The following is a 23,347-nucleotide window of genomic DNA, read 5'->3' as shown; positions in this document are numbered from 1 at the left end:
AGAAAAAAATGAAATGCTACTGAAGGCCGGGAGCGCGTGCAAATCAGCGCTCTAAGGGCAAGGCCGTGGTGTATTTTATCTGTTCCATGGCAAAACTCGACGTCACATCGCTTAAGCCTGGAATGCCGTTCACCAGCCGTTTGTAAAAATCATCGTACCGCTTCATATCTTCTACCTGCACCCGCATCAGGTAGTCGTACTCCCCTGCCATGCGCCAGAAACCGAGCACTTCCGGCATTTCCGCCACCACCGAGACGAATTTGCAGTACCACTCGCTGCTGTGCTGCTGGGTTTTGATAAGCACAAAAGCCGTTAGCCCAAGACCGAGTTTTTCCGGATCTAGCAGGGCCACTTTCGCCCGAATCACCCCCTCGTCCTCAAGGCGCTTCAGACGTTTCCAGCAGGGTGTGGTGGTCAGATTAACGGCATCCGCCAGAGCCTGCAAAGAGAGGGTGCAGTCGTTTTGCAGCAAGGATAGCAGCTTACGGTCAATTTTATCTAACATGGCGGCACCCGGGAGAAATATTTTCTCCATTGAATCCTCCTGACAGGTTAAAAAGCAACTTTTTTATCTTCCTTTTGCATTATTCTGGGCACAAATAGACAAACGACAATTCAGACGGACGACACCATGACCAGCAGCTGGGTAAACCACGCCATTAGCGAAATTAACGCCGATTACCAACGCTCTGCCGACACGCATTTGATTCGCCTGGCGCTGCCTGGCTTTCCCGGTATTCAGTTGTATCTGAAAGATGAAAGTACCCACCCGACCGGCAGCCTGAAACACCGCCTTGCGCGCTCGCTGTTTTTATACGGGCTGTGTAACGGCTGGATTAAAGAAGGTACGACGATCGTTGAAGCCTCTTCCGGCTCAACTGCCGTATCCGAAGCCTACTTTGCCCGCCTGCTGGGGCTGCCGTTTATTGCCGTGATGCCAGCCTGCACCGCCAAACGTAAAGTCGAACAAATTGAGTTTTACGGGGGCCGCTGCCATTTCGTGGAGAGCGCGGGTGAAATCTACGCCGCATCGGAAATGCTGGCGCGTGAATTGAACGGCCATTATATGGATCAGTTCACCTACGCTGAACGTGCCACCGACTGGCGCGGTAATAACAATATTGCCGACAGCATTTTCCGCCAGATGGAGCATGAACCCCATCCGGTGCCGGATTACATTGTGATGAGCGCGGGGACTGGCGGTACTTCCGCCACCATCGGGCGTTATTTGCGCTACCAGGGCCACCCAACAAAATTGAGCGTTGTTGATCCACAAAACTCCGTATTCCTGGATTACTGGCAGCAGCGCGATTGCAGCTTGCGCAGCGCGGTAGGCAGCAAAATTGAGGGGATTGGCCGCCCGCGCTGCGAGCCGTCGTTTATTCCGGATGTGATTGACGAGATGATGCGCGTCCCGGATGCGGCAAGTATCGCCACCATGCAGTGGCTGGAAACGATGCTGGGCCGCAAAGTGGGCGCTTCAACCGGCACCAATATGTGGGGCGTATTGCAGCTGGCAGCAAGAATGCGCGCAGAAGGCCGTAGCGGGTCGATTGTGACGCTGCTTTGCGATAGCGGCGAGCGTTATCTGGAAACCTATTACAACGCGCAATGGGTGAAGGAGAACATTGGTGATGTCGCACCGTGGCGTACGGAACTTCAGGATTTGATTAAGTAAAAAAATTAGCCGGGCTAAATGCCCGGCCTGCTGCAAGGTCTCGTCATTCGGGGGAATAAGTGAGATTTGGTGTATCCAGCCAGTGCGTCAAATAATGAGAAACAGCCTGTTGATGACAATGACCAATAACAGGTAAATGCGGTAAATCAGCTTTCAGTTGCGCCATCGCGTTACCCATGATTAAACCATGACCCACGCTTGAGAGCATTTCGCGGTCGTTCATCGCGTCGCCAAATGCCATACAGTCTTGCATCGACAGGCCGAGGTGCTGGCTTAAAACGCTAAGCGCCGAGCCTTTGTTGCAGCCAACCGGCAACACTTCAAGGCAATCAACTGCCGAGAAACATAAGCATGCCCGCCCGTCCAGAGCTTCAGCCAGTTGAACCTGCAGACGTTGCAGATCGTCGTGCGGGCCACAGAAGCAGATCTTAGTGACCTCATCGGACGGGAGCCGTTTAATATCAACGATTTTCGGGCTAAAACCGCTATAAACGTGAGCATTAAGTAGCTCCCCAACCTCATACTGGGTCAACCATCCGGTGTCGTTAAACACATGCATACTCGCCTGGGTATCCCACTGCCCGTGGATCACCCTCTCCGCCGCCTCTGGTGCAAGATCCTGGCGGTGCAGCAGCTCGCCTTCCGTCGAGTGAATACGCGTGCCGTTGCCGGTAATCAAAAACGCTTCCAGTGAGAGTTTGCTCAACACATGGCGCATTTCCAGCACGTGGCGACCGGTGGCAAAGGCAAGCGTCATCTGGCGTTCATCACGCAGGCGTTTGAGGGTATGCAGCGTTTCCTCACCCAAATGGTGGTTGGGCATTAACAGCGTACCATCCATATCAAAAGCAGCCAGGCGAGCCATATTCACTCCAGTTTGTGACGACCAAAACAGTGCTGGCAGTATCGCCTGGCATATACGGAACTAATAGTGAATACTTTTATAAAATTGTTCCGGGTTTATACCAATGCGCCTGCTAAACCGACTCAATCAATTTCAGCGCCTGTGGCAGCCGTCGGCAGGAGAAACTCAGCAAGTCACCGTGGCGGAGCTGGCCGCGCGCTGTTTTTGCAGCGAGCGCCATGTCAGGACGCTGCTTAATCAGCTTCAGGAGGCGGGGTGGCTGAACTGGCATGCGCAGTCCGGGCGAGGAAAGCGCGGCACGCTCGCTTTTCTGGTCACCCCGGAAAGCGTGCGCTCCGGCATGATGGAGCAGGTGCTGCATAAAGGTCAGCATCAGAACGCGCTGGAGCTGGCACAAATCGCCCCGGAGCAGCTGCGTCAGCTGCTACAACCCTTTCTCGGCGGGCAATGGCAAAACGATACCCCCACTCTGCGTATTCCTTACTATCGCCCTCTTGAGCCGTTGCAACCGGGTTTTCTGGCGGGAAGAGCGGAACAACATCTGGCCGGGCAGATTTTCGCCGGGCTTACCCGTTTTGCTTCCAGTAATACGGCCCCCCAACCTGATATTGCTCACCACTGGCACGTCTGTGAAGATGGTCTGAGCTGGGACTTTTTCATCCGCTCCACGCTGCACTGGCATAACGGTGAGCCGGTGGAAACCGCGCAGCTCCAGCAGCGGTTAATAATGTTGCTAACACTCCCTGCCATGCGCCGCTTGTTTATCAGTGTAAAAAGCATTGAGCTTGCCCACAGCCATTGCATCCGCTTTGTCTTACATACGCCTGATTACTGGCTGGCGCACCGTCTGGCAAGCTACTGCAGCCGCCTCGCGCACCCTGAAGATACCCAGCTCGGCTGCGGCCCTTTTCGCATCAGCAGCTTTAAAGAAACCCTGGTGCGCATTGAAAGCTTTGACTCTTATCATCTCAGCCACCCGCTGCTTAAAGCGGTGGAATACTGGATCACCCCGCAGCTTTTCGACACTGAGCTGGGCACCAGCTGCCGCCATCCGGTGCAAATCGCTATCGGGCAGCAAAACGAATTAGTCCATCTGCGCCCCGTCGGCAACAGCATTAGCCTCGGGTTTTGCTATCTGGCCATCAAACAGCACGGCAATTTAACGCCAGAGCAGGCGCGCTATCTGCTGCAGATCATTCAGCAGCAGCAGTTGATCGCCAGCCTGCCGGTGGACGAGTCCCTTATTACTCCAAGCCGCGAGATGATCCCCGGCTGGAAGCTCCCGGAATGGCCAATGTCCAGAGCAGTAGTACTGCCAGCGCGGCTGACGCTGGTTTATCATTTGCCGGTTGAGCTACACGTTATGGCGCAACAGCTTAAAAAACATCTGGCAGACCTGGGCTGTGAATTAAGGCTGGTATTTCACAATGCGAAAAACTGGACGCAATGCACAGCGTTAGCGGAAGCCGATTTGATAATGGGTGACCGCCTGATTGGCGAAGCGCCGGTCTACACGCTGGAGCAGTGGTTACGCAGCGATGAGCTGTGGCCTGCGGTACTGAGTGAACGCCAGTACGCCCATTTGCAGGCGACTCTCGATGGGGTGCAAATCCACCCGGATGAGCATACCCGCAACAGCGGTATGCAGGAGGTGTTTCATGCGCTGATGCGCGATGCGATCGTCTCGCCGCTGTTTAATTACCGCTACCAAATCAGCGCGCCGCCCGGCGTTAATGGCATTGAGCTGAATGCCTGGGGCTGGTTCGATTTCACCCAGGCGTGGCTACCGCCGCCAACAATGGCGTGAAGAAGCTGGGCAGCCGGGTGGCCTAAGCGTTACCATATCTCTTTCGGTGTATGACAGGATTACTCATGAAACGTGCAGTTGTCGTCTTTAGCGGTGGGCAGGATTCCACCACCTGCCTGATTCAGGCATTACAGCAGTATGATGAAGTTCACTGTGTGACCTTTGATTACGGCCAACGCCATCGCGCTGAGATTGACGTTGCCCGTGAACTGGCGCTGAAATTGGGCGCGCGCGCGCATAAAGTTCTGGATGTCACTTTGCTCAACGAACTGGCCGTCAGCAGCCTGACGCGCGATAGCATTCCGGTGCCGGGATACGATCCAGAAGAAAAAGGCGTTCCGAGCACTTTCGTTCCGGGGCGCAATATTTTGTTCCTGACCCTGAGCGCAATTTATGCCTATCAGGTTGAGGCTGAAGCGGTGATCACAGGAGTTTGTGAAACCGATTTCTCCGGCTACCCGGACTGCCGCGATGAGTTTGTCAAAGCGTTGAATCACGCCGTCAGCCTCGGAATGGCTCGCGATATTCGTTTCGAAACGCCGCTGATGTGGCTCGATAAAGCCGAAACCTGGGCGCTGGCGGATTACTGGCAGCAACTGGATCGGGTGCGCAAAGAAACGCTGACCTGCTACAACGGGATCCAGGGTGACGGTTGCGGCGAGTGTGCAGCCTGCAATTTACGCGCTAACGGGCTAAACCATTACCTGGCAGATAAAGCTGCGGTGATGGCAACAATGAAGAAGAAAACCGGCCTGAAGTAGCTTAGCGGGCGTGGTACGCTAACAGCCACGCCCCTTTTACTACTCCATCATTTGCACCAGCTTCTCGTGCAGTTCCCCTTCCAGCGGTACCGACTTCTGAGTTTTCAGATCGATACAAACGAAGGTTAGCAGTGCATCCGCCACGATTTCCCCTTCCGGCTCAAGCTTAACCACCTGACTCAACACCCCGCTTTTGCCGTTAAGCTGCTGCAGCGTGCTTTCAATGCGCAGAAGATCGCCGAGCACCGCCGGGCGGCGGTAGTTGATATTAATATTGACGACGATAAACGCGATATTGTGGCCCGTCATCCACTGGAAACCCGCCGCGTTCTCCAGCCCTTCCCAACGGGCCTCTTCCAGAAACTCAAGGTAGCGGGCGTTGTTAACATGCTGATAGAAATCCAGATGGTAACCCCGAACTTTGATATGTGTTTGCATAGCGCTAAAACCCTATTTTTAGTTTTCATCGTCAGGAGAGGTAACAGGCCACACCAAACTGGTATGACCTGTGATTTAGCATAGCAAACTTTCTAAACTACGCGAGCCATAAGCACCGGGTGTTAAAGCTTAATGTGAGAGCGATTGCGTTCCACCAACGCGCTGCCAATTCCTGGCACCTCCTGCAGCTGTTCCAGCTCTTTGAACGGGCCATTTTCTTCACGGTAGCTGACAATCGACTGCGCTTTTTTCAGGCCAACGCCGTTCATTGCCTGCGCCAGGGCTTCCGCGCTTGCGGTATTAATACTCACTGCGCCATCGTTGGTGCCACTGCTTTTCGCCGCGGTTACGGGAGAGGCAGGGGTTTTCACTCCCTGCTGTTGAACCGTGTCATTTTTGACTGCAGCAGGTGCCGCCGTCGCCGGTGTCAGGGCGCCGGCGCCTGTCAATGCCACGGCAATGCACAATACTTTTAGCGCGCTTTTGATTGCTCTTTTCATGCTGTTCCTCCTGGTGTGTTGACAGCGGAAGTCACCTTAGCGAGGAAAAAAAACAGCGACAAATGACAATCTCTAAATGTGGAAAAGGCCGCGTAAGCGGCCTTTGAATGTTGCAGATGGTTGCAGTTAACTGCGAGAAATATCGGGGTTAATTATTGCTGTTCGATGCTGTCGCCCATCTTAATTTTCGCTTCTTTGCGCAGGCTGGTCATCAGCGCTTCGAAAGTAATCTGGGCATTATTCTGGGTAATTCCCTGCACCATCGCTTTCTTCTGCTCTGCTGGCATGTCGCCAGGTTTGACGGCGTCCAGCGCTAACAGCACCAGGTTACCCTGCATATCGTTCGCCACGCCATAAGCGGGTTTGTCTTTGGCGGGTAATGGCAGAGTGAAGGCTGCCTGGCTGATAGGGTCCTGGCCGGTACGGGTCAGCGTTTTCGCCTCACCAAAGCTCAGGCCTGCGGCTTTCATCGCTTCATCGCCTTTACCCTGCTTCAGTGCGTTGAGCAGCTTGTCAGCATCCAGCTTCGCCTGTTGCTCCGCTTTCTGGTATTTAACCTTCGCGCTAACCTGGTCACGGACTTCTGCTAACGGCTTGATAGCCTCAGCTTTATGATCGGCGATACGCACCACGAACGCGCGGTCACCTTCAACGGTAATGATGTCGGAGTTCATACCCGGTGCGCCATTCGTCCCAACCAGAGCGCCATTGAAAATGGCATCGGAAACCGGTTTGAAGTTCAGCTCTGCGGGTAAGCTGTCGTGGCCGAACCAGCCCGTTTCAACGGCTTTAACCCCTGCTGCTTTTTCCGCGCTCGCCAGTGATTCGTTATCGTTGCTTGCCGCATCGCTGACTTTCTGCTGCAGAGCATAGAATGCATCAACCGCTTTCTCTTGCTTCACTTTTGCCGCAATCTCATCTTTCACTTCAGCCAGCGGTTTAGTCTGCGCAGGCTGGATGTCATCAAGACGCACCACCAGGAAACCAACGGAAGATTTAATCACGCCGGAAAGCTGCCCTTTGTCTTTCAGAGCGGCATTTTTCAGCTCGTCTGGCGTGGTGCCAGGCTCCAGCCAGCCCATATCGCCACCGTTGCGGGCAGAGATGATGTCAGCTGATTTTTCTTTTGCCAGCGTCGCAAAGTCACCGCCTTTATTCAGCTCATCCAACACTGCTTTCGCTTCGGCTTCGGTTTTCGTCTGAATGACGCTATAGCGGTTACGCTGGGGCTGGGTGAACTCATCCTGATGCCGATCGTACCAGGACTGGATATCGGCATCTGCCACTTCAACCTGCTGAGAAGCCGCATCAAGCAGGATGTAGCTGACTTTAAACTGTTCAGGGGCAAGGTAGCTGTTCTTATTCTGCTCATAGCTGGCGTTGATTTCCTGCTCGGAAACTTCCTGCTTCGCGGCCCGGGCATTGACGTCAATCGTGGCTTCGCGCACCACACGCTGTTGAGACACCAGGGCGGCCAGTTCGTCAGTTTCACCCGCCAGCATGAAATCCGTACCCACAACGGCATTAATCAGTTGTTGAGTCGTCAGCTGGTTACGCAGCGCCTGTGCGTATTGGTCAGCCGTCATCCCCATGTTGTTAATGATGGCGGTATAACGGGCGTTATCAAATTTACCGTTGTTCTGGAATGCCGGTTCTTTGAAGATCGCCTGTTTGATCTGTTCGTCGCTAATGCCAAGGCCGAGGTTTCTGGCGTATTGATCCATTAACGCTTCATCAATCATGCGCGACAGCACCTGCTGGCGCATCTGCTTGATGTAGCCTTCGTTACCGGCCAGCACCGAGAACTGCTCGCCAAGCTGCTGCTGTTGGCGATTACGCTCGCTGGCAACGGCGTTTTCAAACTGACCACGGCTAATTTCCTGGCCATTCACTTTTGCGGCGTAGTTAGCACTTCCGCCAATCAGGTAGCCACTCACGCCAGTCAAAATGAATGACACGATAATGATCCCGAAAATTATCTTGATTACGAGGCTGTTGGCCGCCGTACGTAAATTGTCCATCATGGTGTAACAACACTCCACTGTAGTGTGAATGGTAAACCCAGCGCAGTCGCTAAATGGGCATCCCTGAATATGCGTACTGCTGTGCCGCTGCGTGCAGGCCGGTATTGTGACAAGAAAAGCGGCTCAAATCATCAAAGATGCGCAAAATTAGCCATCAGGCATAAAAAAGGCACATCTATTGATGCGCCCTGACCTAACTTTACTTGCCTTGCCCTGAAAACCGGACGATAAATTAGTTAACCGCTTCTTTCAGCGCTTTACCCGCACGGAAACCAGGTACTTTTGCAGCAGCAATGGTGATTTCTTTACCGGTCTGAGGGTTACGGCCTGTACGGGCAGCACGCTCTTTAACGGCAAAAGTTCCAAAGCCAACCAGCGCCACCTCTTCCCCGGATTGCAGAGATTCGGTAACAGAAGCGATCACAGCATCTAATGCACGTCCAGCCGCGGCTTTAGAAATATCAGCACCTGCGGCAATTTTGTCTATCAGTTGAGATTTATTCACTCTTCTCTTCCTCTCTTTATAATTTATATCGCACCAGCATCCTTCACAGGGCGACCGCGCAGCAGTTATATCAGGCCTGTCATGCCCTTACAACACCCGTTGTTAATGAAATACCTAACCGGCGTTCTAAAGTAGCGAGACAAAAAAAAGCTGGCAAGTGACAATTCACCCGCCAGCTCTGATTTTATTTACCGTATATGCGTCAGGTCACTATTTTGCGTTAACAACCTGCATGCCGTAAGGCTCATTCTGCAATGCCAGTACCAAAACTTCCTCGATGCGCTTCACCGGATGGATAACCAAATCGGCGATAACGTTGTCCGGGATCTCTTCCAGGTCGCGTTTATTTTCGTCCGGAATCAGAACCGTTTTAATGCCGCCACGGTGTGCCGCCAGCAGTTTCTCTTTCAAACCGCCGATTGGCAGAACCTGACCACGCAGGGTGATTTCACCGGTCATCGCCACATCGGCACGCACAGGGTTACCGGTCAGACAAGAAACCAGCGCAGTACACATCGCAATACCGGCACTTGGGCCATCCTTCGGCGTCGCGCCTTCCGGCACGTGAACGTGGATGTCGCGTTTTTCATAGAAATCAGCGTTGATGCCCAATTTCTCGGCGCGCGCGCGCACCACGGTTAACGCAGCCTGGATAGATTCCTGCATCACTTCACCCAACGAGCCGGTGTAGGTCAGCTTGCCTTTACCCGGAACGCAGGCGGTTTCGATAGTCAGCAGGTCGCCGCCCACTTCGGTCCACGCCAGACCGGTTACCTGGCCTACGCGGTTTTCGCTGTCCGCACGGCCATAGTCAAAGCGCTGCACGCCAAGGAAATCTTTCAGGTTGTCACCGTCGATTTCGATGTGTTTAAGCGACTTATCCAGCAGCAGCTGTTTCACCGCTTTACGGCACAGTTTGGAAATTTCACGTTCCAGACTACGCACGCCCGCTTCACGGGTGTAGTAACGAATGATGCCGATAATCGCGCTATCCTGTACCGTGATTTCGCCTTTCTTCAGTGCGTTACGTTCAATTTGCTTGGTCAGCAGATGCTGTTTGGCAATGTTCAGCTTCTCGTCTTCGGTGTAACCGGAAAGACGGATAACCTCCATACGATCCAGCAGCGGTGCCGGAATATTCATCGAGTTAGAGGTAGCTACAAACATCACGTCGCTGAGATCGTAATCCACTTCCAGATAGTGGTCGTTGAATGCCACGTTCTGTTCTGGATCAAGCACTTCCAGTAAAGCCGATGCCGGGTCGCCACGCATATCCGAAGACATTTTGTCGATTTCATCCAGCAGGAATAGTGGGTTTTTAACCCCCACTTTGGCCATTTTCTGAATCAGTTTGCCCGGCATGGAACCGATGTAAGTACGACGGTGACCGCGAATTTCCGCTTCATCACGCACGCCGCCCAGCGCCATACGCACATATTTACGCCCGGTCGCCCGCGCGATGGACTGACCCAGAGAGGTTTTACCCACACCTGGAGGCCCAACCAGGCACAGAATCGGCCCCTTGAGCTTGTTAACGCGGCTCTGGACTGCGAGGTATTCCAGGATACGATCTTTGACGCGCTCAAGGCCGTAGTGATCGGTATCCAGAACTTCCTGCGCCTGACGCAGATCTTTTTTCACTTTGCTGCGCGCATTCCACGGCACCTGCACCATCCAGTCGATGTAGCCGCGCACTACGGTTGCTTCCGCAGACATCGGCGACATCATTTTCAGTTTTTGCAGTTCCGCTTCGGTTTTCTCACGCGCCTCTTTCGGCATTTTAGCCGCGTCGATTTTGCGTTTCAGCGCTTCGTTTTCATCTGGCGTGTCGTCCATTTCGCCGAGCTCTTTCTGAATCGCTTTCATTTGCTCATTCAGATAGTACTCGCGCTGGCTTTTTTCCATCTGCTTTTTAACGCGGTTGCGAATGCGTTTCTCAACCTGCAGCAGATCGATTTCCGACTCCATCATCGCCATCAGATATTCGAGACGTTCATTAATATCAGACATCTCAAGCACTGACTGTTTATCAGCCAGTTTCAACGGCATGTGCGCTGCGATGGTATCGGCCAGACGAGCAGGATCGTCAATGCTGTTCAGTGAAGTCAGCACTTCTGGCGGGATTTTTTTGTTCAGTTTGATATAGCCTTCAAACTGACCAATCGCGGTGCGTACCAGCACTTCCTGTTCGCGCTCTTCGATAGCTGGCGAATTCAGGTACTCAGCCTGGGCTGAGAAATGGTCACCGTTGTCAGAAAGCGTGGTAATACGCGCACGCTGCAATCCTTCAACCAGTACTTTTACCGTGCCGTCTGGCAGTTTCAGCATTTGCAGGATTGATGCGACGGTTCCCACTGAGAACAGGTCATTAACGCCTGGCTCATCTGTCGAGGCTTCTTTCTGCGCCACCAGCATGATTTTTTTATCATGATCCATGGCCGCTTCCAGGCAACGAATAGATTTTTCTCGCCCGACAAACAGTGGAATTACCATGTGCGGATAAACCACCACATCGCGCAACGGCAATACGGGGATTTCAATGCGTTCAGAACGCTCAGGATTCATAGAGCTCTCTCTTAGTTAAGGTCCGCCTGGTGATGGGGCGATGCCTCCGCTCTCGTGGCACCACCAACAAGTAAGTCAGTATATTGGGATGTTTCACGCACATTCAATGGCAGGAATGAAGGAAAAGCAAAAGGGGGATATAAATCCCCCTTTTTATACTAACTGACTGGTTATTTTGGCGAATTATTCACCGGATGCCTGCTGCGCTTCCGGCTTACCATAAATTAACAATGGTTTGCTTTGACCGTCGATGACGGACTCGTCAATCACCACTTTCTCGACGTCTTCCATCGAAGGAAGGTCATACATGGTATCGAGCAGCGCGCCTTCAACGATGGAACGCAGACCACGAGCGCCGGTTTTACGCGCCATGGCTTTCTTCGCAATGGCATCCAGCGCTTCGTCGCGGAATTCCAGATCCACACCTTCCAGATTGAACAGCGCCTGGTACTGCTTAGTCAGGGCATTTTTCGGCTCTTTCAGGATTTGAATCAGCGCTTCTTCACTCAGTTCGGTCAGCGTCGCCACCACCGGCAGACGGCCGATGAACTCAGGGATCAGACCAAACTTGATCAAATCCTCTGGCTCGACCTGGCCCAACAGCTGCCCTTCGGTCGCTTTCTGAGATTTGCCTTTTACCGTGGCGCCAAAGCCAATGCCTGAACCTGTTTCGACGCGGTTAGCGATAACTTTGTCGAGGCCTGCGAATGCACCACCACAGATAAACAGAATCTTGGAGGTATCAACCTGCAAGAATTCCTGCTGCGGATGCTTACGGCCACCCTGCGGTGGAACCGCGGCAACGGTACCTTCGATAAGTTTCAGCAACGCCTGCTGCACGCCTTCACCAGACACATCACGGGTGATGGACGGGTTATCAGATTTGCGGGAGATTTTGTCAATCTCATCGATATACACGATACCGCGCTGTGCTTTTTGCACATCGTAATCGCACTTCTGCAGCAGTTTCTGGATGATGTTTTCAACGTCTTCACCCACGTAACCCGCTTCGGTCAACGTTGTGGCATCAGCCATGGTGAAGGGAACATCCAGCAAACGCGCCAGGGTTTCAGCCAGCAGGGTTTTCCCGCTTCCCGTCGGCCCGATAAGCAGAATGTTACTTTTGCCCAGTTCGATACCGTTGGTGCTGTCGCCATTACGCAGACGCTTGTAGTGGTTGTAAACCGCAACCGCCAGGACTTTTTTAGCCTGTTCCTGGCCGATGACATAGTCATCGAGATGGTGGCGGATTTCATGCGGCGTTGGCAGCGCACTACGCTCGCGATGCGGGGCGACTTCTTTGATCTCTTCGCGAATAATGTCGTTACATAAGTCGACACACTCATCGCAGATATACACTGACGGCCCGGCAATCAGTTTACGCACTTCATGCTGGCTTTTGCCGCAAAAAGAGCAGTACAGCAGTTTGCCTGAACCGTCTTTGCGCTTATCTGTCATCAGTAAAACCTCTTTTCTGTTTCTTTGCGCCATCAGGGACGGCGCAAGTGCCATTCTACGGCGCAGCCAATCGTAAGCGCGCTATGAGCCGCTACTGCAACTATAGTATACGGTCCACTATTTTTGGGCGTTAGCTACGGTGAGTCAGGATTGAATCAACTAAGCCGTACTCTACCGCTTCACCTGCAGCGAGGAAACGATCGCGTTCGGTGTCTCTCTCTATTTCTTCAAGAGATTTGCCCGTATGTTGCGCCATGAGTTCATTCATGCGAGCTTTCACTTTCAGGATTTCACGCGCATGGATTTCAATATCCGTTGCCTGTCCCTGATAGCCACCCAGCGGCTGGTGAATCATCACTCGTGAGTTTGGCAAGCAGAAACGCTTGCCTTTAGCGCCAGCAGTCAGCAGGAAAGCGCCCATAGAACAGGCCTGGCCCATACAGATGGTGCTGACGTCAGGTTTAATAAATTGCATCGTATCGTAAATAGACATCCCGGCGGTAATCACGCCACCCGGTGAGTTGATGTAGAGATAGATGTCTTTTTCTGGGTTTTCTGCTTCCAGGAACAGCATCTGCGCTACGATCAGGTTAGCCATGTGGTCTTCAACCTGGCCCGTCAGGAAGATGACACGTTCCTTGAGCAGACGGGAATAGATATCGTATGAACGCTCGCCACGCGATGTCTGTTCAACAACCATCGGCACCAGGGCCATATGGGGTGCAAATTGATCTCTTTCGCCACTGTATGACATTTCCGTCTCCTGGAATAATTAAGCCTTCGATACCTACTGCACTGATTCTACTTGAGACGATATAAGAAGACTATGCTCCTTGCGTCTCGCAACCTTATCTGGACGGATTATCAACCAGGGTTTCTGTGTCGTGTCCTACCCGTAGGTATGGGGGTGAGCTTGCCCTGTTTCAAGCATAACAACCTTTTGTTGTTACGCTAACCCTGAAACTGCGTTTTATTGATGGTTTTTCGGGGCGTTGCTGATAAAAAAAACCCGCCACTATGAGGTGACGGGCTTGATGCAGCACTCTTCTGGCGATGATACCAAAATGATGCTTACGCTTGCTGGTTCATCAGTTCGCTAAAGGTAGTGGCTTTTTCAGACACTTTCGCTTTAGACAGTACGGCTTCAACGGCTTGTTCTTCCAGCGCAACATTACGCATGTTGTCCATCAGTTCTTTGTTTTTGCCATAGAACTCAACAACTTCAGCCGGATCTTCGTAGGCAGAAGCCATTTCTTCGATCAGACCTTTTACGCGCTCTTCGTCCGCTTTCAGCTCGTGGGTGCGAATCACTTCACCCAGCAGCAGGCCAACAACAACGCGGCGTTTAGCCTGTTCTTCGAACAGTTCACGCGGCAGTTCCAGCGCTTGTTTCTCGTTGCCACCAAAACGCTGTGCAGCCTGGCGACGCAGAACGTCGATTTCGCTGTCGATAAGCGCTGCTGGAACGTCGATGTTATTCGCGTTAACCAGACCGTCGATTGCCTGAGATTTGATGCGGTTACGCACCGCGCCTTTCAGCTCGCGATCCATGTTTTTACGAACTTCGGTGCGCAGACCCGCAACAGAACCATCTTCCACGCCGAAACGTTTGATGAATTCTTCAGTAAATTCTGGCAGCTCACGCTCTTCAACTTTCTTCAGAACGATCTCGAACTTAGCCGCTTTATCTTTCAGGTTTTCAGCGTGGTAATCTTCCGGGAAGGTCACTTCGATAGTGAACTCTTCGCCAGCTTTGTGACCCACCAGGCCGTCTTCGAAGCCCGGGATCATACGACCCTGGCCCATCGCCAGTACGAAGTCAGACGCTTTGCCGCCTTCGAACACTTCGCCGTCTACAGAGCCGGTGAAGTCGATAGTGACGCGATCTTCAGCCGCAGCAGCCGCGTCAGTCTCTTTCCAGGTCGCCTGCTGCTTACGCAGGGTGTCCAGCATGGCATCAACGTCTTCGTCAGTCACGTCAACAACCGGTTTTTCAACTTCGATTGCTTCCAGACCTTGCAGCTCAACTTCCGGGTACACTTCAAATTCCACCGCGTAGGTGAAGTCTTCGCCCAGTTTGTATTCCCCTGGAACGTAGTTTGGTGCGCCGGCCGGGTTGATTTTTTCTTTGATGATCGCATCAACGAAGTTGCGGCTCATCAGCTCGCCCAACACGTCCTGGCGAACGGATGCGCCATAGCGTTGTGCGATAACAGTCATCGGTACTTTTCCTTTACGGAAACCGTCGATACGGGCTTTCTTTGCCACGTTGACCAGCTCGCTTTTTACAGCGGTTTCGATGCTGTCTGCAGCGATAGTAATCGTGAGACGGCGGCCAAGGCCCTGAGTGGTTTCAACTGAAACTTGCATCTTGTTACCTCAAAAAATCACAGTGCTCGGTCAACTCTGGAAGCGCGCATTTGCGCTCCGCAGAACCGGGATGCCTTCTGAATCAGAATCACATTCCCTGTCGTCAGAATCGTCCCGAAGGCATTCCGAAAAATAAGACGCAGCATTATAGCGGCATCACCAAGGTGAGTCGAGAACGGCAACACGGTGTTGCTGCGGCCCTTTTCACAGTTTTTTTGGATTTATTGCCTGGCCCCGCAACAATGAGGGCGATTTCAGACAAAACAAAACGGCCCGCAGGCCGTTGTGTAAAACACGATTCATATACCGCAACATAAAGGAAAAGTTCCCTCAGTTGCAAGCCTGAAGATTAACTTCAGGCGATTGAGCCGGCTCCACGACAGGGTGGAGAGGCGAAAATCGTATCCTGCAACCCTTCCCATTCCTTAATGGTGTAGGTGTGCAGGGCCAGCGCATGTACGCTGGTAGAGAGCTCAGCACTTAACGTCCCATAAATCATACGGTGACGATTTAAGAAACGCTCCCCGGCAAAACGGTCGCTGACCAGCACAACTTTAAAATGGCTCTCTGAACCCGCCGGGACATTGTGACGATAGCTTTCATCCACGACTTCCAGGAACACGGGTTCAAACGCAGCCCTTAATTTTGATTCTATTTGCTCGCGCATCATCATGAACTTTCTCCTCAGACTACGTAGAGATGCCACTCATCCCTTTAAATGTTAGCCGCTTTTAGCCGTTTTAATAACGGAATTACAACAATTATTTAGCTTTCGTTTTATTTTGTTCATCAACTCCCGCTAGTTTAATCGCGTTACGGCACTAATCGCGGGCAAAATGGTCAGAAAGCTTTGCAACTGCTCAGAAAAAGCGCAACGCGATGAAATTGCGTGCGTTAACTACTTCCCCTGGGCAGGCGCGGTGTTATGATGACGTGATTTTTTCTCTGCCTGCCCCTTGAGTACATTGAGATAGCAAACATGTTAAAAAAATTATTATTCCCGTTGGTCGCCGTATTTATGCTGGCCAGCTGTGCAACACCACCGACCACCATTGATGTCTCCCCCACTATCAGCTTGCCTCAGCAGGATCCAAGCCTGATGGGAGTGACGGTTAGTATCAACGGTGCGGACCAACGTAAAGACCAGGCGCTGGCCAAAGTCTCTCGTGATAACCAGCTGGTGACGCTGACGCCATCCCGTGACCTGCGCTTCTTGCTGCAAGAAGTGCTGGAAAAACAGATGACCGCACGTGGTTATATGATTGGGCCGAACAGCCCGGTCGATCTGCAAATCATCGTCAATCAGCTGTATGCCGACGTGTCCCAGGGCAGCGTGCGTTACAACATTGCCACTAAAGCTGACATCGTGATTATTGCGACGGCAAAAAATGGCAGCAAGATGACCAAAAACTACCGTTCCAGCTACAACGTAGAAGGGGCGTTCCAGGCCACCAACAAGAATATTGCCAATGCGGTGAACTCCGTATTGACCGATACCATTGCGGATATGGCTCAGGACACCAGCGTTCACGACTTTATTAAGCAGAACGCTCGTTAATCAATACCCCACCAGCCCGCGTCATGCGGGCTGGCTGTAGAGCAAAGTATGCCCAATCACTATCTGCGTCTCTTCCAGCAGCCTAAATCAGCCATCCTTTTGATTTTAGGCTTTGCCTCCGGTCTCCCTCTCGCCCTTACCTCCGGCACGCTCCAGGCATGGATGACGGTTGAGAATATCGATCTTAAAACCATTGGTTTCTTCTCGCTCGTCGGGCAGGCCTACGTGTTTAAGTTTCTGTGGTCGCCGATAATGGACAGGTATACGCCACCGCTGCTCGGGCGTCGTCGCGGTTGGCTGCTGATGACTCAGGTCCTGCTGCTGTTAGCTATTGCGGGTATGGGGTTTCTTGAACCCGGCTCACAGCTGCGCTGGATGGCCGCGCTGGCGGTTGTGATTGCATTCTGCTCGGCTTCGCAAGATATCGTTTTTGACGCCTGGAAAACCGATATTCTCCCGGCAGAAGAACGCGGCACCGGCGCGGCGATTAGCGTGCTGGGCTATCGCCTGGCCATGCTGGTTTCCGGCGGTTTAGCGCTGTGGCTGGCAGATAGATATCTCGGTTGGCAAGGAATGTACTGGCTGATGGCCGCATTAATGCTGCCCTGTATTATCGCCACAATACTTGCCCCTGAGCCAACAGATGCCATTCCGGTGCCAAAAAGCCTCGAACAAGCGGTTGTCGCACCGCTGCGTGATTTCTTTGGCCGTAACAATGCGTGGCTTATTCTGCTGCTGATTGTGTTGTACAAGCTTGGCGATGCGTTTGCCATGAGCCTGACGACCACCTTTTTAATTCGCGGCGTCGGTTTTGATGCCGGTGAAGTCGGCGTAGTGAATAAAACGCTGGGGTTGGTTGCCACCATTGCCGGCGCGCTCTACGGCGGCATCCTGATGCAGCGCCTGTCACTGTTCCGCGCGCTGCTTATCTTTGGCATTTTGCAGGCGGTATCCAACGCGGGTTACTGGATACTCGCGGTTAGCGATAAAAATATGATGAGCATGGCGACTGCGGTTTTCTTCGAAAATCTTTGCGGAGGAATGGGAACGGCCGCATTCGTCGCGCTGTTGATGACGCTGTGTAATAAATCATTTTCCGCCACGCAGTTTGCTTTGCTTTCTGCGCTCTCAGCGGTAGGCCGGGTTTACGTTGGGCCTATTGCCGGTTGGTTTGTTGAAGCGCAGGGCTGGTCTACGTTTTACTTATTCTCCGTTGTTGCGGCGGTGCCGGGAATACTGCTGCTGCTGGTGTGTAAAAGCACGCTGGAATATACCCAGGATACCGACAGTTTTATTCCACGCAGCCAGTTTGCATCCGCCTATCGGCTTGCTCTGCGGGCATTAATGGTGGGTTGTGCACTTCTCGGCGTGTGGCTGGTGGTGCTGATCGCCAACGCCATCGGCCTGACAAACTGGGCCTTCAACATTCAATTCCTCGAATGGGGCGCGCTGTTTGCCATTGGGGGAATCGTGTTCGGTGCCATACTGGATTATCTGGCGTTGCGGAAAACGGCGTTAGCCTAAAACCGCAGGATAAATAGCAATAATAAGTTGCGGAGCGTGATTACATTGTTCAATTAATACGCAGATAGTGATTGAACCAATTATTTCCCGTAATCAACGCTCTTTTTTTAAATTATTAGCCGGGAAATTCTTTTTATCCTGCCTTTAACCGATTCAGCTTGTTAATTATTAAATGGGTACCACGCTTCGTTCATCAGTTGATGCCAAATTGTTAAATTTATGTTCTGGCAACGCAGTGGTTATACCAATTACCCCGTGCTATTTATCTCAATCCTGCTTTTCGTTATAACCCAGCGCACCGGCAACCTATCCCGATATTTTACAGATTGTTGCATTCCGTGTGACATTGACGGCAGAACCCGGTAACACCACACTGACACCATGCCATTCATGTTTACAGTAATGTAACCTTCCCGTAAAATGCCTTCACACTTTAAACGACAATAGAGCTCCCTGGAATTGAGGTCGTTAAATGAGACTCAGGAAATACAATAAAAGTTTGGGATGGTTGTCATTAATTGCAGGCACGTTTTTACTCAGTGGCTGTGATTCAGCACTTCTGGATCCCAAAGGACAAATTGGGCTGGAACAACGTTCATTGATACTGACCGCTCTCGGGCTGATGTTGATTGTCGTTATCCCAGCAATCGTCATGGCTATCGGTTTTGCCTGGAAGTATCGGGCTTCAAACAAAGACGCCAAATACAGCCCCAACTGGTCCCACTCCAACAAAGTTGAAGCTGTTGTCTGGACGATCCCCATCCTTATCATCATCTTCCTCGCGGTGCTGACCTGGAAAACCACGCACTCTCTTGAGCCAAGCAAACCGCTGGTTCACGATGCGAAGCCGGTAACTATCGAAGTGATCGCCATGGACTGGAAATGGTTCTTCATTTATCCGGAGCAGGGCATTGCTACGGTTAATGAAATCGCCTTCCCGGCCAACACTCCGGTGGAATTCAAAATCACCTCGAACTCGGTGATGAACTCCTTCTTTATTCCACAGCTGGGTAGCCAAATCTACGCAATGGCAGGTATGCAAACTAAATTGCACCTGATTGCCGATGTTGCAGGCACCTACGACGGTATTTCGTCTAACTACAGCGGTAAAGGTTTCTCCGGGATGAAGTTTAAGGCTATCGCCACCCCGGATATGGACACCTTTAACCAATGGGTTGCTAAAGCCAAACAATCTCCGAACGTCATGAATGATATGGCGACTTACGAGAAGCTGGCCGCGCCTAGCGAATACAACAAAGTCGAATACTTCTCCGCCGTTAAGCCCGATTTGTTTAAAGACGTTATTAACAAATTCATGGGACACGGTTCGAGCATGAACATGACCCAACCTGAAGGCGAGCATGCAGCGCATGAAGGGATGGAAAACATGGACATGAGTCACGCGGAAACCTCTCACTAAGGGGCCGAGGAATAAAATGTTCGGAAAACTTACACTGGATGCAGTCCCATACCATGAACCGATTATCATGGTTACGGTGGCCGCAATTATCGTCGGGGGACTGGCGCTAGTTGCAGCTCTCACTTACTTCGGTAAGTGGGAATATTTATGGAAAGAGTGGTTCACCTCGGTTGACCACAAACGCCTCGGCATAATGTATATCATTGTCGCCATCGTCATGCTGCTGCGCGGCTTTGCTGACGCCATCATGATGCGTAGCCAGCAGGTTCTGGCCTCCGCCGGGGAAGCAGGCTTCCTGCCGCCGCATCACTACGATCAGATCTTTACCGCCCACGGCGTAATTATGATCTTCTTCGTAGCGATGCCTTTTGTTATCGGCCTGATGAACATCGTCGTGCCGTTGCAGATTGGCGCGCGTGACGTTGCCTTCCCCTTCCTCAACAACCTGAGCTTCTGGTTCACGGTGGTCGGCGTGGTGCTGGTTAACCTGTCTCTTGGGGTTGGCGAGTTCGCACAGACCGGCTGGGTGGCTTATCCGCCGCTATCGGGCATTGAGTACAGTCCGGGGGTCGGCGTCGACTACTGGATATGGAGTCTACAGCTCTCGGGTATCGGTACGACATTAACGGGTATTAACTTCTTCGTTACTATCCTGAATATGCGTACGCCTGGCATGACGATGTTCAAAATGCCGGTATTTACCTGGGCTTCGCTGTGCACCAACGTCCTGATTATTGCGGCATTCCCAATCTTTACCGTGACCGTCGCGCTGTTAACCCTTGACCGCTACCTTGGCACCCATTTCTTTACCAATGATATGGGTGGCAACATGATGATGTATATCAACCTCATCTGGGCATGGGGCCACCCGGAAGTTTATATCCTGGTGCTGCCGGTGTTTGGGGTGTTCTCCGAAGTGGTGGCGACATTCTCAAAAAAACGCCTGTTCGGTTACACCTCGCTGGTGTGGGCGACCATCGCGATTACCGTGCTGTCGTTTATCGTCTGGCTGCACCACTTCTTCACCATGGGCAGCGGCGCGAACGTTAACGCCTTCTTTGGCATCGCCACCATGATTATCGCCATCCCGACCGGGGTGAAGATCTTCAACTGGCTGTTCACCATGTATCAGGGCCGCATCGAGTTCAACTCCGCGATGCTGTGGACCATTGGCTTTATTGTCACCTTCTCTATCGGTGGCATGACCGGTGTGCTGCTGGCGGTGCCGGGGGCTGACTTCGTACTGCACAACAGTCTGTTCCTGATTGCTCACTTCCATAACGTGATTATCGGTGGTGTGGTATTCGGCTGCTTCGCTGGCCTGACTTACTGGTGGCCAAAAGCCTTCGGCTTCACGCTGAACGAAACCTGGGGTAAACGCGCCTTCTGGTTCTGGATCATCGGCTTCTTCGTAGCCTTTATGCCGCTGTACGTGCTGGGCTTCATGGGGATGACCCGTCGCCTGAGCCAGCAGATCGATCCGCAGTTCCACACCCTGCTGGTTATCGCCGCATGCGGCGCCGGCCTGATTGCGCTGGGTATCCTGTCTCAGCTGATTCAGTTCTACGTCTCTATTCGTGACCGTGAGCAGAACCGCGACCTGACCGGCGACCCGTGGGGCGGCCGTACGCTGGAGTGGGCAACCTCTTCCCCACCTCCGTTTTATAACTTTGCTCACCTGCCGCACGTTCATGAACGTGATGCATTCTGGGAAATGAAAGAGAAAGGCGAAGCGTATAAGCAACCTGGGCATTATGAAGAAATTCATATGCCGCGTAACAGCGCTGCAGGCATCGTGATTGCCGCTTTCTCCACCGTGTTTGGTTTCGCGATGATCTGGCACATCTGGTGGCTGGCGATTGTTGGCTTTGCCGGCATCATCATCACCTGGATTGTGAAAAGCTTCGACGAAGATGTGGATTACTACGTTCCGGTTGCGGCAGTCGAAAAACTGGAAAACCAGCACTTCGATGAAATTACCAAAGCAGGGCTGAAAAATGTCAACTGAAACTCTCACGCACGCAACCGCGCCTGTGGCAGAACATGGGCATCACGATGCGGGAACCAATAAGGTCTTTGGTTTCTGGATCTACCTGATGAGCGACTGCATTCTGTTCTGTTGCTTGTTTGCTACCTATGCCGTTCTGGTGAACGGCACTGCCGGTGGACCGACCGGGAAAGATATTTTCGAACTGCCGTTTGTGCTGGTTGAAACTGCCCTGCTGCTGTTCAGCTCCATCACCTACGGCATGGCGATTATCGCTATGAACAAGGGCAACAAAAGCCAGGTTATGTCCTGGCTGGCGCTGACCTTCCTGTTTGGTGCGGGCTTCGTCGGCATGGAAATCTATGAATTCCATCACCTGATTGCTGAAGGTTTCGGCCCGGATCGTAGCGGCTTCCTGTCAGGCTTCTTTGCCCTGGTCGGCACCCACGGTCTGCACGTCACTTCAGGCCTGGTATGGATGGCGCTGATGATGGTTCACGTCTCTCGCCGCGGTTTGACCAGCGCTAACCGTACTCGTCTGATGTGCCTTAGCCTGTTCTGGCACTTCCTCGACGTGGTATGGATCTGCGTATTCTCGGTAGTCTATCTGATGGGGGCGATGTAATGAGTCATTCAACTGAACACGCAGGCGCCCACCACGGTAGCGTGAAAACCTACCTGACCGGCTTTATCCTGTCGATAATCCTGACGGCAATCCCGTTCTGGATGGTGATGTCGGGAACGGCATCCCACGCCGTGATTCTTGGCGTGGTGCTGGTAAGTGCTGTGGTACAGATTCTGGTTCACCTGGTGTGCTTCCTGCACATGAACACCTCTTCTGAGGAGCGCTGGAACCTGGTGGCCTTTGCCTTTACCGCGCTGATAATAGCCATTCTGGTGGTCGGCTCTATCTGGATTATGTGGAACCTCAACCAGAACATGATGGTTCACTAAGAGCGGCGTGTATGATTAAGCAATACCTGCAAGTAACGAAACCAGGAATTATTTTCGGCAATTTAATTTCTGTCATTGGCGGATTTTTACTGGCCTCAAAGGGCAGTATTGATTATTCCCTGTTTATCTCCACGCTGGTGGGGGTGTCGCTGGTCGTGGCGTCGGGTTGTGTTTATAACAACTACATCGACCGCGATATCGACCGCAAGATGGAGCGAACCAAAAACAGGGTTCTGGTCAAAGGCCTGATTGCGCCGAAAACCTCGCTGGTATACGCCACCTTGTTGGGTATTGCTGGCTTTATGCTGCTGTGGTTTGGTGCTAACCCGCTGGCTATGTGGTTAGGCGTGATGGGCTTTGTGGTTTATGTCGGCGTTTATAGCCTGTACATGAAGCGCAAATCCGTTTACGGCACGCTGATTGGCAGCCTGTCGGGTGCCGCACCGCCGGTGATTGGCTACTGTGCGGTGACCGGTGAGTTCGACACCGGCGCGCTCATCCTGCTGGCTATCTTTAGCCTGTGGCAGATGCCGCACTCCTATGCGATTGCCATCTTCCGCTTTAAAGATTACCAGGCGGCTAACATTCCGGTGTTGCCGGTAGTGAAAGGGATTTCAGTCGCCAAGAACCACATCACGCTGTATATCATTGCGTTTGCCGTGGCGACGCTAATGCTGACGCTCGGTGGCTACGCCGGATACAAATATCTGGTGGTTGCCGCCGCAGTCAGCGTCTGGTGGTTAGGCATGGCATTACGCGGTTATAAGGTGGAAGACGATAAAGTCTGGGCGCGCAAGCTGTTCGTCTTTTCTATCGTCGCCATCACCTCTTTAAGCGTGATGATGTCCATCGATTTTATGGTGCCAGATTCGCAAAATCTGCTGACTTACGTCTGGTAAGTCAACAACCGCTTAAAAAGGCGCAATTGCGCCT

Annotated in this window: 21 protein-coding genes; 10 read left to right on the top strand and 11 right to left on the bottom strand. The window is 52.4% G+C overall.

All coding sequences use genetic code 11. The features are described 5' to 3' along the window. Nucleotides 1–43 precede the first annotated feature (43 nt). A complete protein-coding gene (locus EHN07_RS14315; protein WP_124024809.1) occupies nucleotides 44–505 on the bottom strand; it encodes an Lrp/AsnC family transcriptional regulator in 462 nt (153 codons plus the stop codon). 126 nt (nucleotides 506–631) lie between these two features. Here EHN07_RS14315 and EHN07_RS14310 point away from each other — a divergent pair, with 126 nt between their 5' ends. Next, nucleotides 632–1,678: a PLP-dependent cysteine synthase family protein gene (locus EHN07_RS14310; RefSeq protein WP_124024771.1), complete on the top strand. Its 1,047-nt coding sequence runs from the start codon at nucleotides 632–634 to the stop codon at nucleotides 1,676–1,678. A 43-nt stretch (nucleotides 1,679–1,721) separates the two neighbouring features. On the opposite strand, the gene cof is transcribed toward EHN07_RS14310, so the two are convergent. Then, nucleotides 1,722–2,543, bottom strand: coding sequence for an HMP-PP phosphatase (cof, locus tag EHN07_RS14305; RefSeq protein WP_124024770.1), 822 nt, complete (start codon nucleotides 2,541–2,543; stop codon nucleotides 1,722–1,724). Nucleotides 2,544–2,646: 103 nt separating this feature from the next. Here cof and EHN07_RS14300 point away from each other — a divergent pair, with 103 nt between their 5' ends. Continuing rightward, nucleotides 2,647–4,350 (top strand): SgrR family transcriptional regulator, encoded by a 1,704-nt coding sequence (locus tag EHN07_RS14300; protein WP_124024769.1) that lies wholly within the window; start codon nucleotides 2,647–2,649, stop codon nucleotides 4,348–4,350. Between the two features lie 65 nt (nucleotides 4,351–4,415). Then, nucleotides 4,416–5,111 carry a 7-cyano-7-deazaguanine synthase QueC gene (queC, locus tag EHN07_RS14295; protein ID WP_124024768.1) on the top strand — a complete coding sequence of 232 codons (696 nt, stop codon included), beginning with the start codon at nucleotides 4,416–4,418 and terminating at the stop codon, nucleotides 5,109–5,111. Between the two features lie 39 nt (nucleotides 5,112–5,150). Here queC and EHN07_RS14290 read toward each other — a convergent pair whose 3' ends face one another. The 9 genes from EHN07_RS14290 to bolA form a co-directional block, all read right to left on the bottom strand. Continuing rightward, complete coding sequence (locus tag EHN07_RS14290; protein ID WP_124024767.1) at nucleotides 5,151–5,549, bottom strand: YbgC/FadM family acyl-CoA thioesterase; 399 nt, start codon at nucleotides 5,547–5,549, stop codon at nucleotides 5,151–5,153. A gap of 122 nt (nucleotides 5,550–5,671) precedes the next feature. Beyond that, nucleotides 5,672–6,037 (bottom strand): ComEA family DNA-binding protein, encoded by a 366-nt coding sequence (locus EHN07_RS14285; RefSeq protein WP_244202408.1) that lies wholly within the window; start codon nucleotides 6,035–6,037, stop codon nucleotides 5,672–5,674. A gap of 164 nt (nucleotides 6,038–6,201) precedes the next feature. Beyond that, nucleotides 6,202–8,073: a peptidylprolyl isomerase gene (gene ppiD / locus EHN07_RS14280; RefSeq protein ID WP_124024765.1), complete on the bottom strand. Its 1,872-nt coding sequence runs from the start codon at nucleotides 8,071–8,073 to the stop codon at nucleotides 6,202–6,204. A gap of 232 nt (nucleotides 8,074–8,305) precedes the next feature. Further along, nucleotides 8,306–8,578: a nucleoid-associated protein HU-beta gene (gene hupB, locus EHN07_RS14275; protein WP_124024764.1), complete on the bottom strand. Its 273-nt coding sequence runs from the start codon at nucleotides 8,576–8,578 to the stop codon at nucleotides 8,306–8,308. Nucleotides 8,579–8,788: 210 nt separating this feature from the next. Continuing rightward, nucleotides 8,789–11,143: an endopeptidase La gene (gene lon, locus EHN07_RS14270; protein ID WP_124024763.1), complete on the bottom strand. Its 2,355-nt coding sequence runs from the start codon at nucleotides 11,141–11,143 to the stop codon at nucleotides 8,789–8,791. 183 nt (nucleotides 11,144–11,326) lie between these two features. Continuing rightward, entirely contained in the window at nucleotides 11,327–12,601 is a 1,275-nt protein-coding gene (gene clpX, locus EHN07_RS14265; protein ID WP_034457994.1) for an ATP-dependent protease ATP-binding subunit ClpX, read from the bottom strand. A gap of 130 nt (nucleotides 12,602–12,731) precedes the next feature. Beyond that, complete coding sequence (gene clpP, locus EHN07_RS14260; RefSeq protein ID WP_124024762.1) at nucleotides 12,732–13,355, bottom strand: ATP-dependent Clp endopeptidase proteolytic subunit ClpP; 624 nt, start codon at nucleotides 13,353–13,355, stop codon at nucleotides 12,732–12,734. A 317-nt stretch (nucleotides 13,356–13,672) separates the two neighbouring features. Continuing rightward, nucleotides 13,673–14,971, bottom strand: a complete 1,299-nt coding sequence (tig, locus tag EHN07_RS14255) for a trigger factor (protein ID WP_124024761.1) — start codon at nucleotides 14,969–14,971, stop codon at nucleotides 13,673–13,675. Between the two features lie 355 nt (nucleotides 14,972–15,326). Beyond that, nucleotides 15,327–15,644 (bottom strand): transcriptional regulator BolA, encoded by a 318-nt coding sequence (gene bolA / locus EHN07_RS14250; protein ID WP_124024760.1) that lies wholly within the window; start codon nucleotides 15,642–15,644, stop codon nucleotides 15,327–15,329. 306 nt (nucleotides 15,645–15,950) lie between these two features. On the opposite strand from bolA, the gene EHN07_RS14245 reads away from it, so the two are divergent. The 7 genes from EHN07_RS14245 to cyoE all read left to right on the top strand — a co-directional run bounded on the left by EHN07_RS14245 (nucleotide 15,951) and on the right by cyoE (nucleotide 23,313). Then, nucleotides 15,951–16,529: a lipoprotein gene (locus tag EHN07_RS14245; protein WP_124024759.1), complete on the top strand. Its 579-nt coding sequence runs from the start codon at nucleotides 15,951–15,953 to the stop codon at nucleotides 16,527–16,529. A 48-nt stretch (nucleotides 16,530–16,577) separates the two neighbouring features. Next, a complete protein-coding gene (gene ampG, locus EHN07_RS14240) occupies nucleotides 16,578–18,053 on the top strand; it encodes a muropeptide MFS transporter AmpG (protein WP_124024758.1) in 1,476 nt (491 codons plus the stop codon). A gap of 472 nt (nucleotides 18,054–18,525) precedes the next feature. Then, complete coding sequence (cyoA, locus tag EHN07_RS14235; RefSeq protein ID WP_124024757.1) at nucleotides 18,526–19,473, top strand: cytochrome o ubiquinol oxidase subunit II; 948 nt, start codon at nucleotides 18,526–18,528, stop codon at nucleotides 19,471–19,473. A 16-nt stretch (nucleotides 19,474–19,489) separates the two neighbouring features. Next, entirely contained in the window at nucleotides 19,490–21,481 is a 1,992-nt protein-coding gene (cyoB, locus tag EHN07_RS14230; protein ID WP_124024756.1) for a cytochrome o ubiquinol oxidase subunit I, read from the top strand. Further along, on the top strand, nucleotides 21,471–22,085 hold the full coding sequence (locus EHN07_RS14225) for a cytochrome o ubiquinol oxidase subunit III (protein ID WP_124024755.1): 615 nt from the start codon (nucleotides 21,471–21,473) through the stop codon (nucleotides 22,083–22,085). Before cyoB ends, EHN07_RS14225 begins: the two co-directional genes overlap by 11 nt. Next, a complete protein-coding gene (locus EHN07_RS14220; protein ID WP_124024754.1) occupies nucleotides 22,085–22,414 on the top strand; it encodes a cytochrome o ubiquinol oxidase subunit IV in 330 nt (109 codons plus the stop codon). Before EHN07_RS14225 ends, EHN07_RS14220 begins: the two co-directional genes overlap by 1 nt. A gap of 11 nt (nucleotides 22,415–22,425) precedes the next feature. Further along, nucleotides 22,426–23,313 carry a heme o synthase gene (gene cyoE / locus EHN07_RS14215; RefSeq protein ID WP_124024753.1) on the top strand — a complete coding sequence of 296 codons (888 nt, stop codon included), beginning with the start codon at nucleotides 22,426–22,428 and terminating at the stop codon, nucleotides 23,311–23,313. Nucleotides 23,314–23,347 lie beyond the last annotated feature (34 nt).

The organism is Buttiauxella warmboldiae (assembly GCF_003818135.1).
Classification (GTDB): Bacteria; Pseudomonadota; Gammaproteobacteria; order Enterobacterales; family Enterobacteriaceae; genus Buttiauxella; species Buttiauxella warmboldiae.
Note: the sequence above shows the minus strand (reverse complement) of the source record. Positions and strands in the feature narration are given on the sequence as shown.

Excerpts from the sequence above, each read along its gene's own strand:
- clpP (WP_124024762.1), bottom strand. The coding sequence starts at position 13,355 with ATGTCATACAGTGGCGAAAGAGATCAATTTGCACCCCATATGGCCCTG.
- EHN07_RS14220 (WP_124024754.1), top strand. The coding sequence starts at position 22,085 with ATGAGTCATTCAACTGAACACGCAGGCGCCCACCACGGTAGCGTGAAA.
- cyoE (WP_124024753.1), top strand. The coding sequence starts at position 22,426 with ATGATTAAGCAATACCTGCAAGTAACGAAACCAGGAATTATTTTCGGC.
- ppiD (WP_124024765.1), bottom strand. The coding sequence starts at position 8,073 with ATGATGGACAATTTACGTACGGCGGCCAACAGCCTCGTAATCAAGATA.
- cyoA (WP_124024757.1), top strand. The coding sequence starts at position 18,526 with ATGAGACTCAGGAAATACAATAAAAGTTTGGGATGGTTGTCATTAATT.
- cyoB (WP_124024756.1), top strand. The coding sequence starts at position 19,490 with ATGTTCGGAAAACTTACACTGGATGCAGTCCCATACCATGAACCGATT.
- EHN07_RS14310 (WP_124024771.1), top strand. The coding sequence starts at position 632 with ATGACCAGCAGCTGGGTAAACCACGCCATTAGCGAAATTAACGCCGAT.
- cof (WP_124024770.1), bottom strand. The coding sequence starts at position 2,543 with ATGGCTCGCCTGGCTGCTTTTGATATGGATGGTACGCTGTTAATGCCC.
- lon (WP_124024763.1), bottom strand. The coding sequence starts at position 11,143 with ATGAATCCTGAGCGTTCTGAACGCATTGAAATCCCCGTATTGCCGTTG.
- clpX (WP_034457994.1), bottom strand. The coding sequence starts at position 12,601 with ATGACAGATAAGCGCAAAGACGGTTCAGGCAAACTGCTGTACTGCTCT.
- bolA (WP_124024760.1), bottom strand. The coding sequence starts at position 15,644 with ATGATGATGCGCGAGCAAATAGAATCAAAATTAAGGGCTGCGTTTGAA.
- EHN07_RS14300 (WP_124024769.1), top strand. The coding sequence starts at position 2,647 with ATGCGCCTGCTAAACCGACTCAATCAATTTCAGCGCCTGTGGCAGCCG.
- EHN07_RS14225 (WP_124024755.1), top strand. The coding sequence starts at position 21,471 with ATGTCAACTGAAACTCTCACGCACGCAACCGCGCCTGTGGCAGAACAT.
- EHN07_RS14315 (WP_124024809.1), bottom strand. The coding sequence starts at position 505 with ATGTTAGATAAAATTGACCGTAAGCTGCTATCCTTGCTGCAAAACGAC.
- EHN07_RS14290 (WP_124024767.1), bottom strand. The coding sequence starts at position 5,549 with ATGCAAACACATATCAAAGTTCGGGGTTACCATCTGGATTTCTATCAG.
- tig (WP_124024761.1), bottom strand. The coding sequence starts at position 14,971 with ATGCAAGTTTCAGTTGAAACCACTCAGGGCCTTGGCCGCCGTCTCACG.
- EHN07_RS14245 (WP_124024759.1), top strand. The coding sequence starts at position 15,951 with ATGTTAAAAAAATTATTATTCCCGTTGGTCGCCGTATTTATGCTGGCC.
- ampG (WP_124024758.1), top strand. The coding sequence starts at position 16,578 with ATGCCCAATCACTATCTGCGTCTCTTCCAGCAGCCTAAATCAGCCATC.
- queC (WP_124024768.1), top strand. The coding sequence starts at position 4,416 with ATGAAACGTGCAGTTGTCGTCTTTAGCGGTGGGCAGGATTCCACCACC.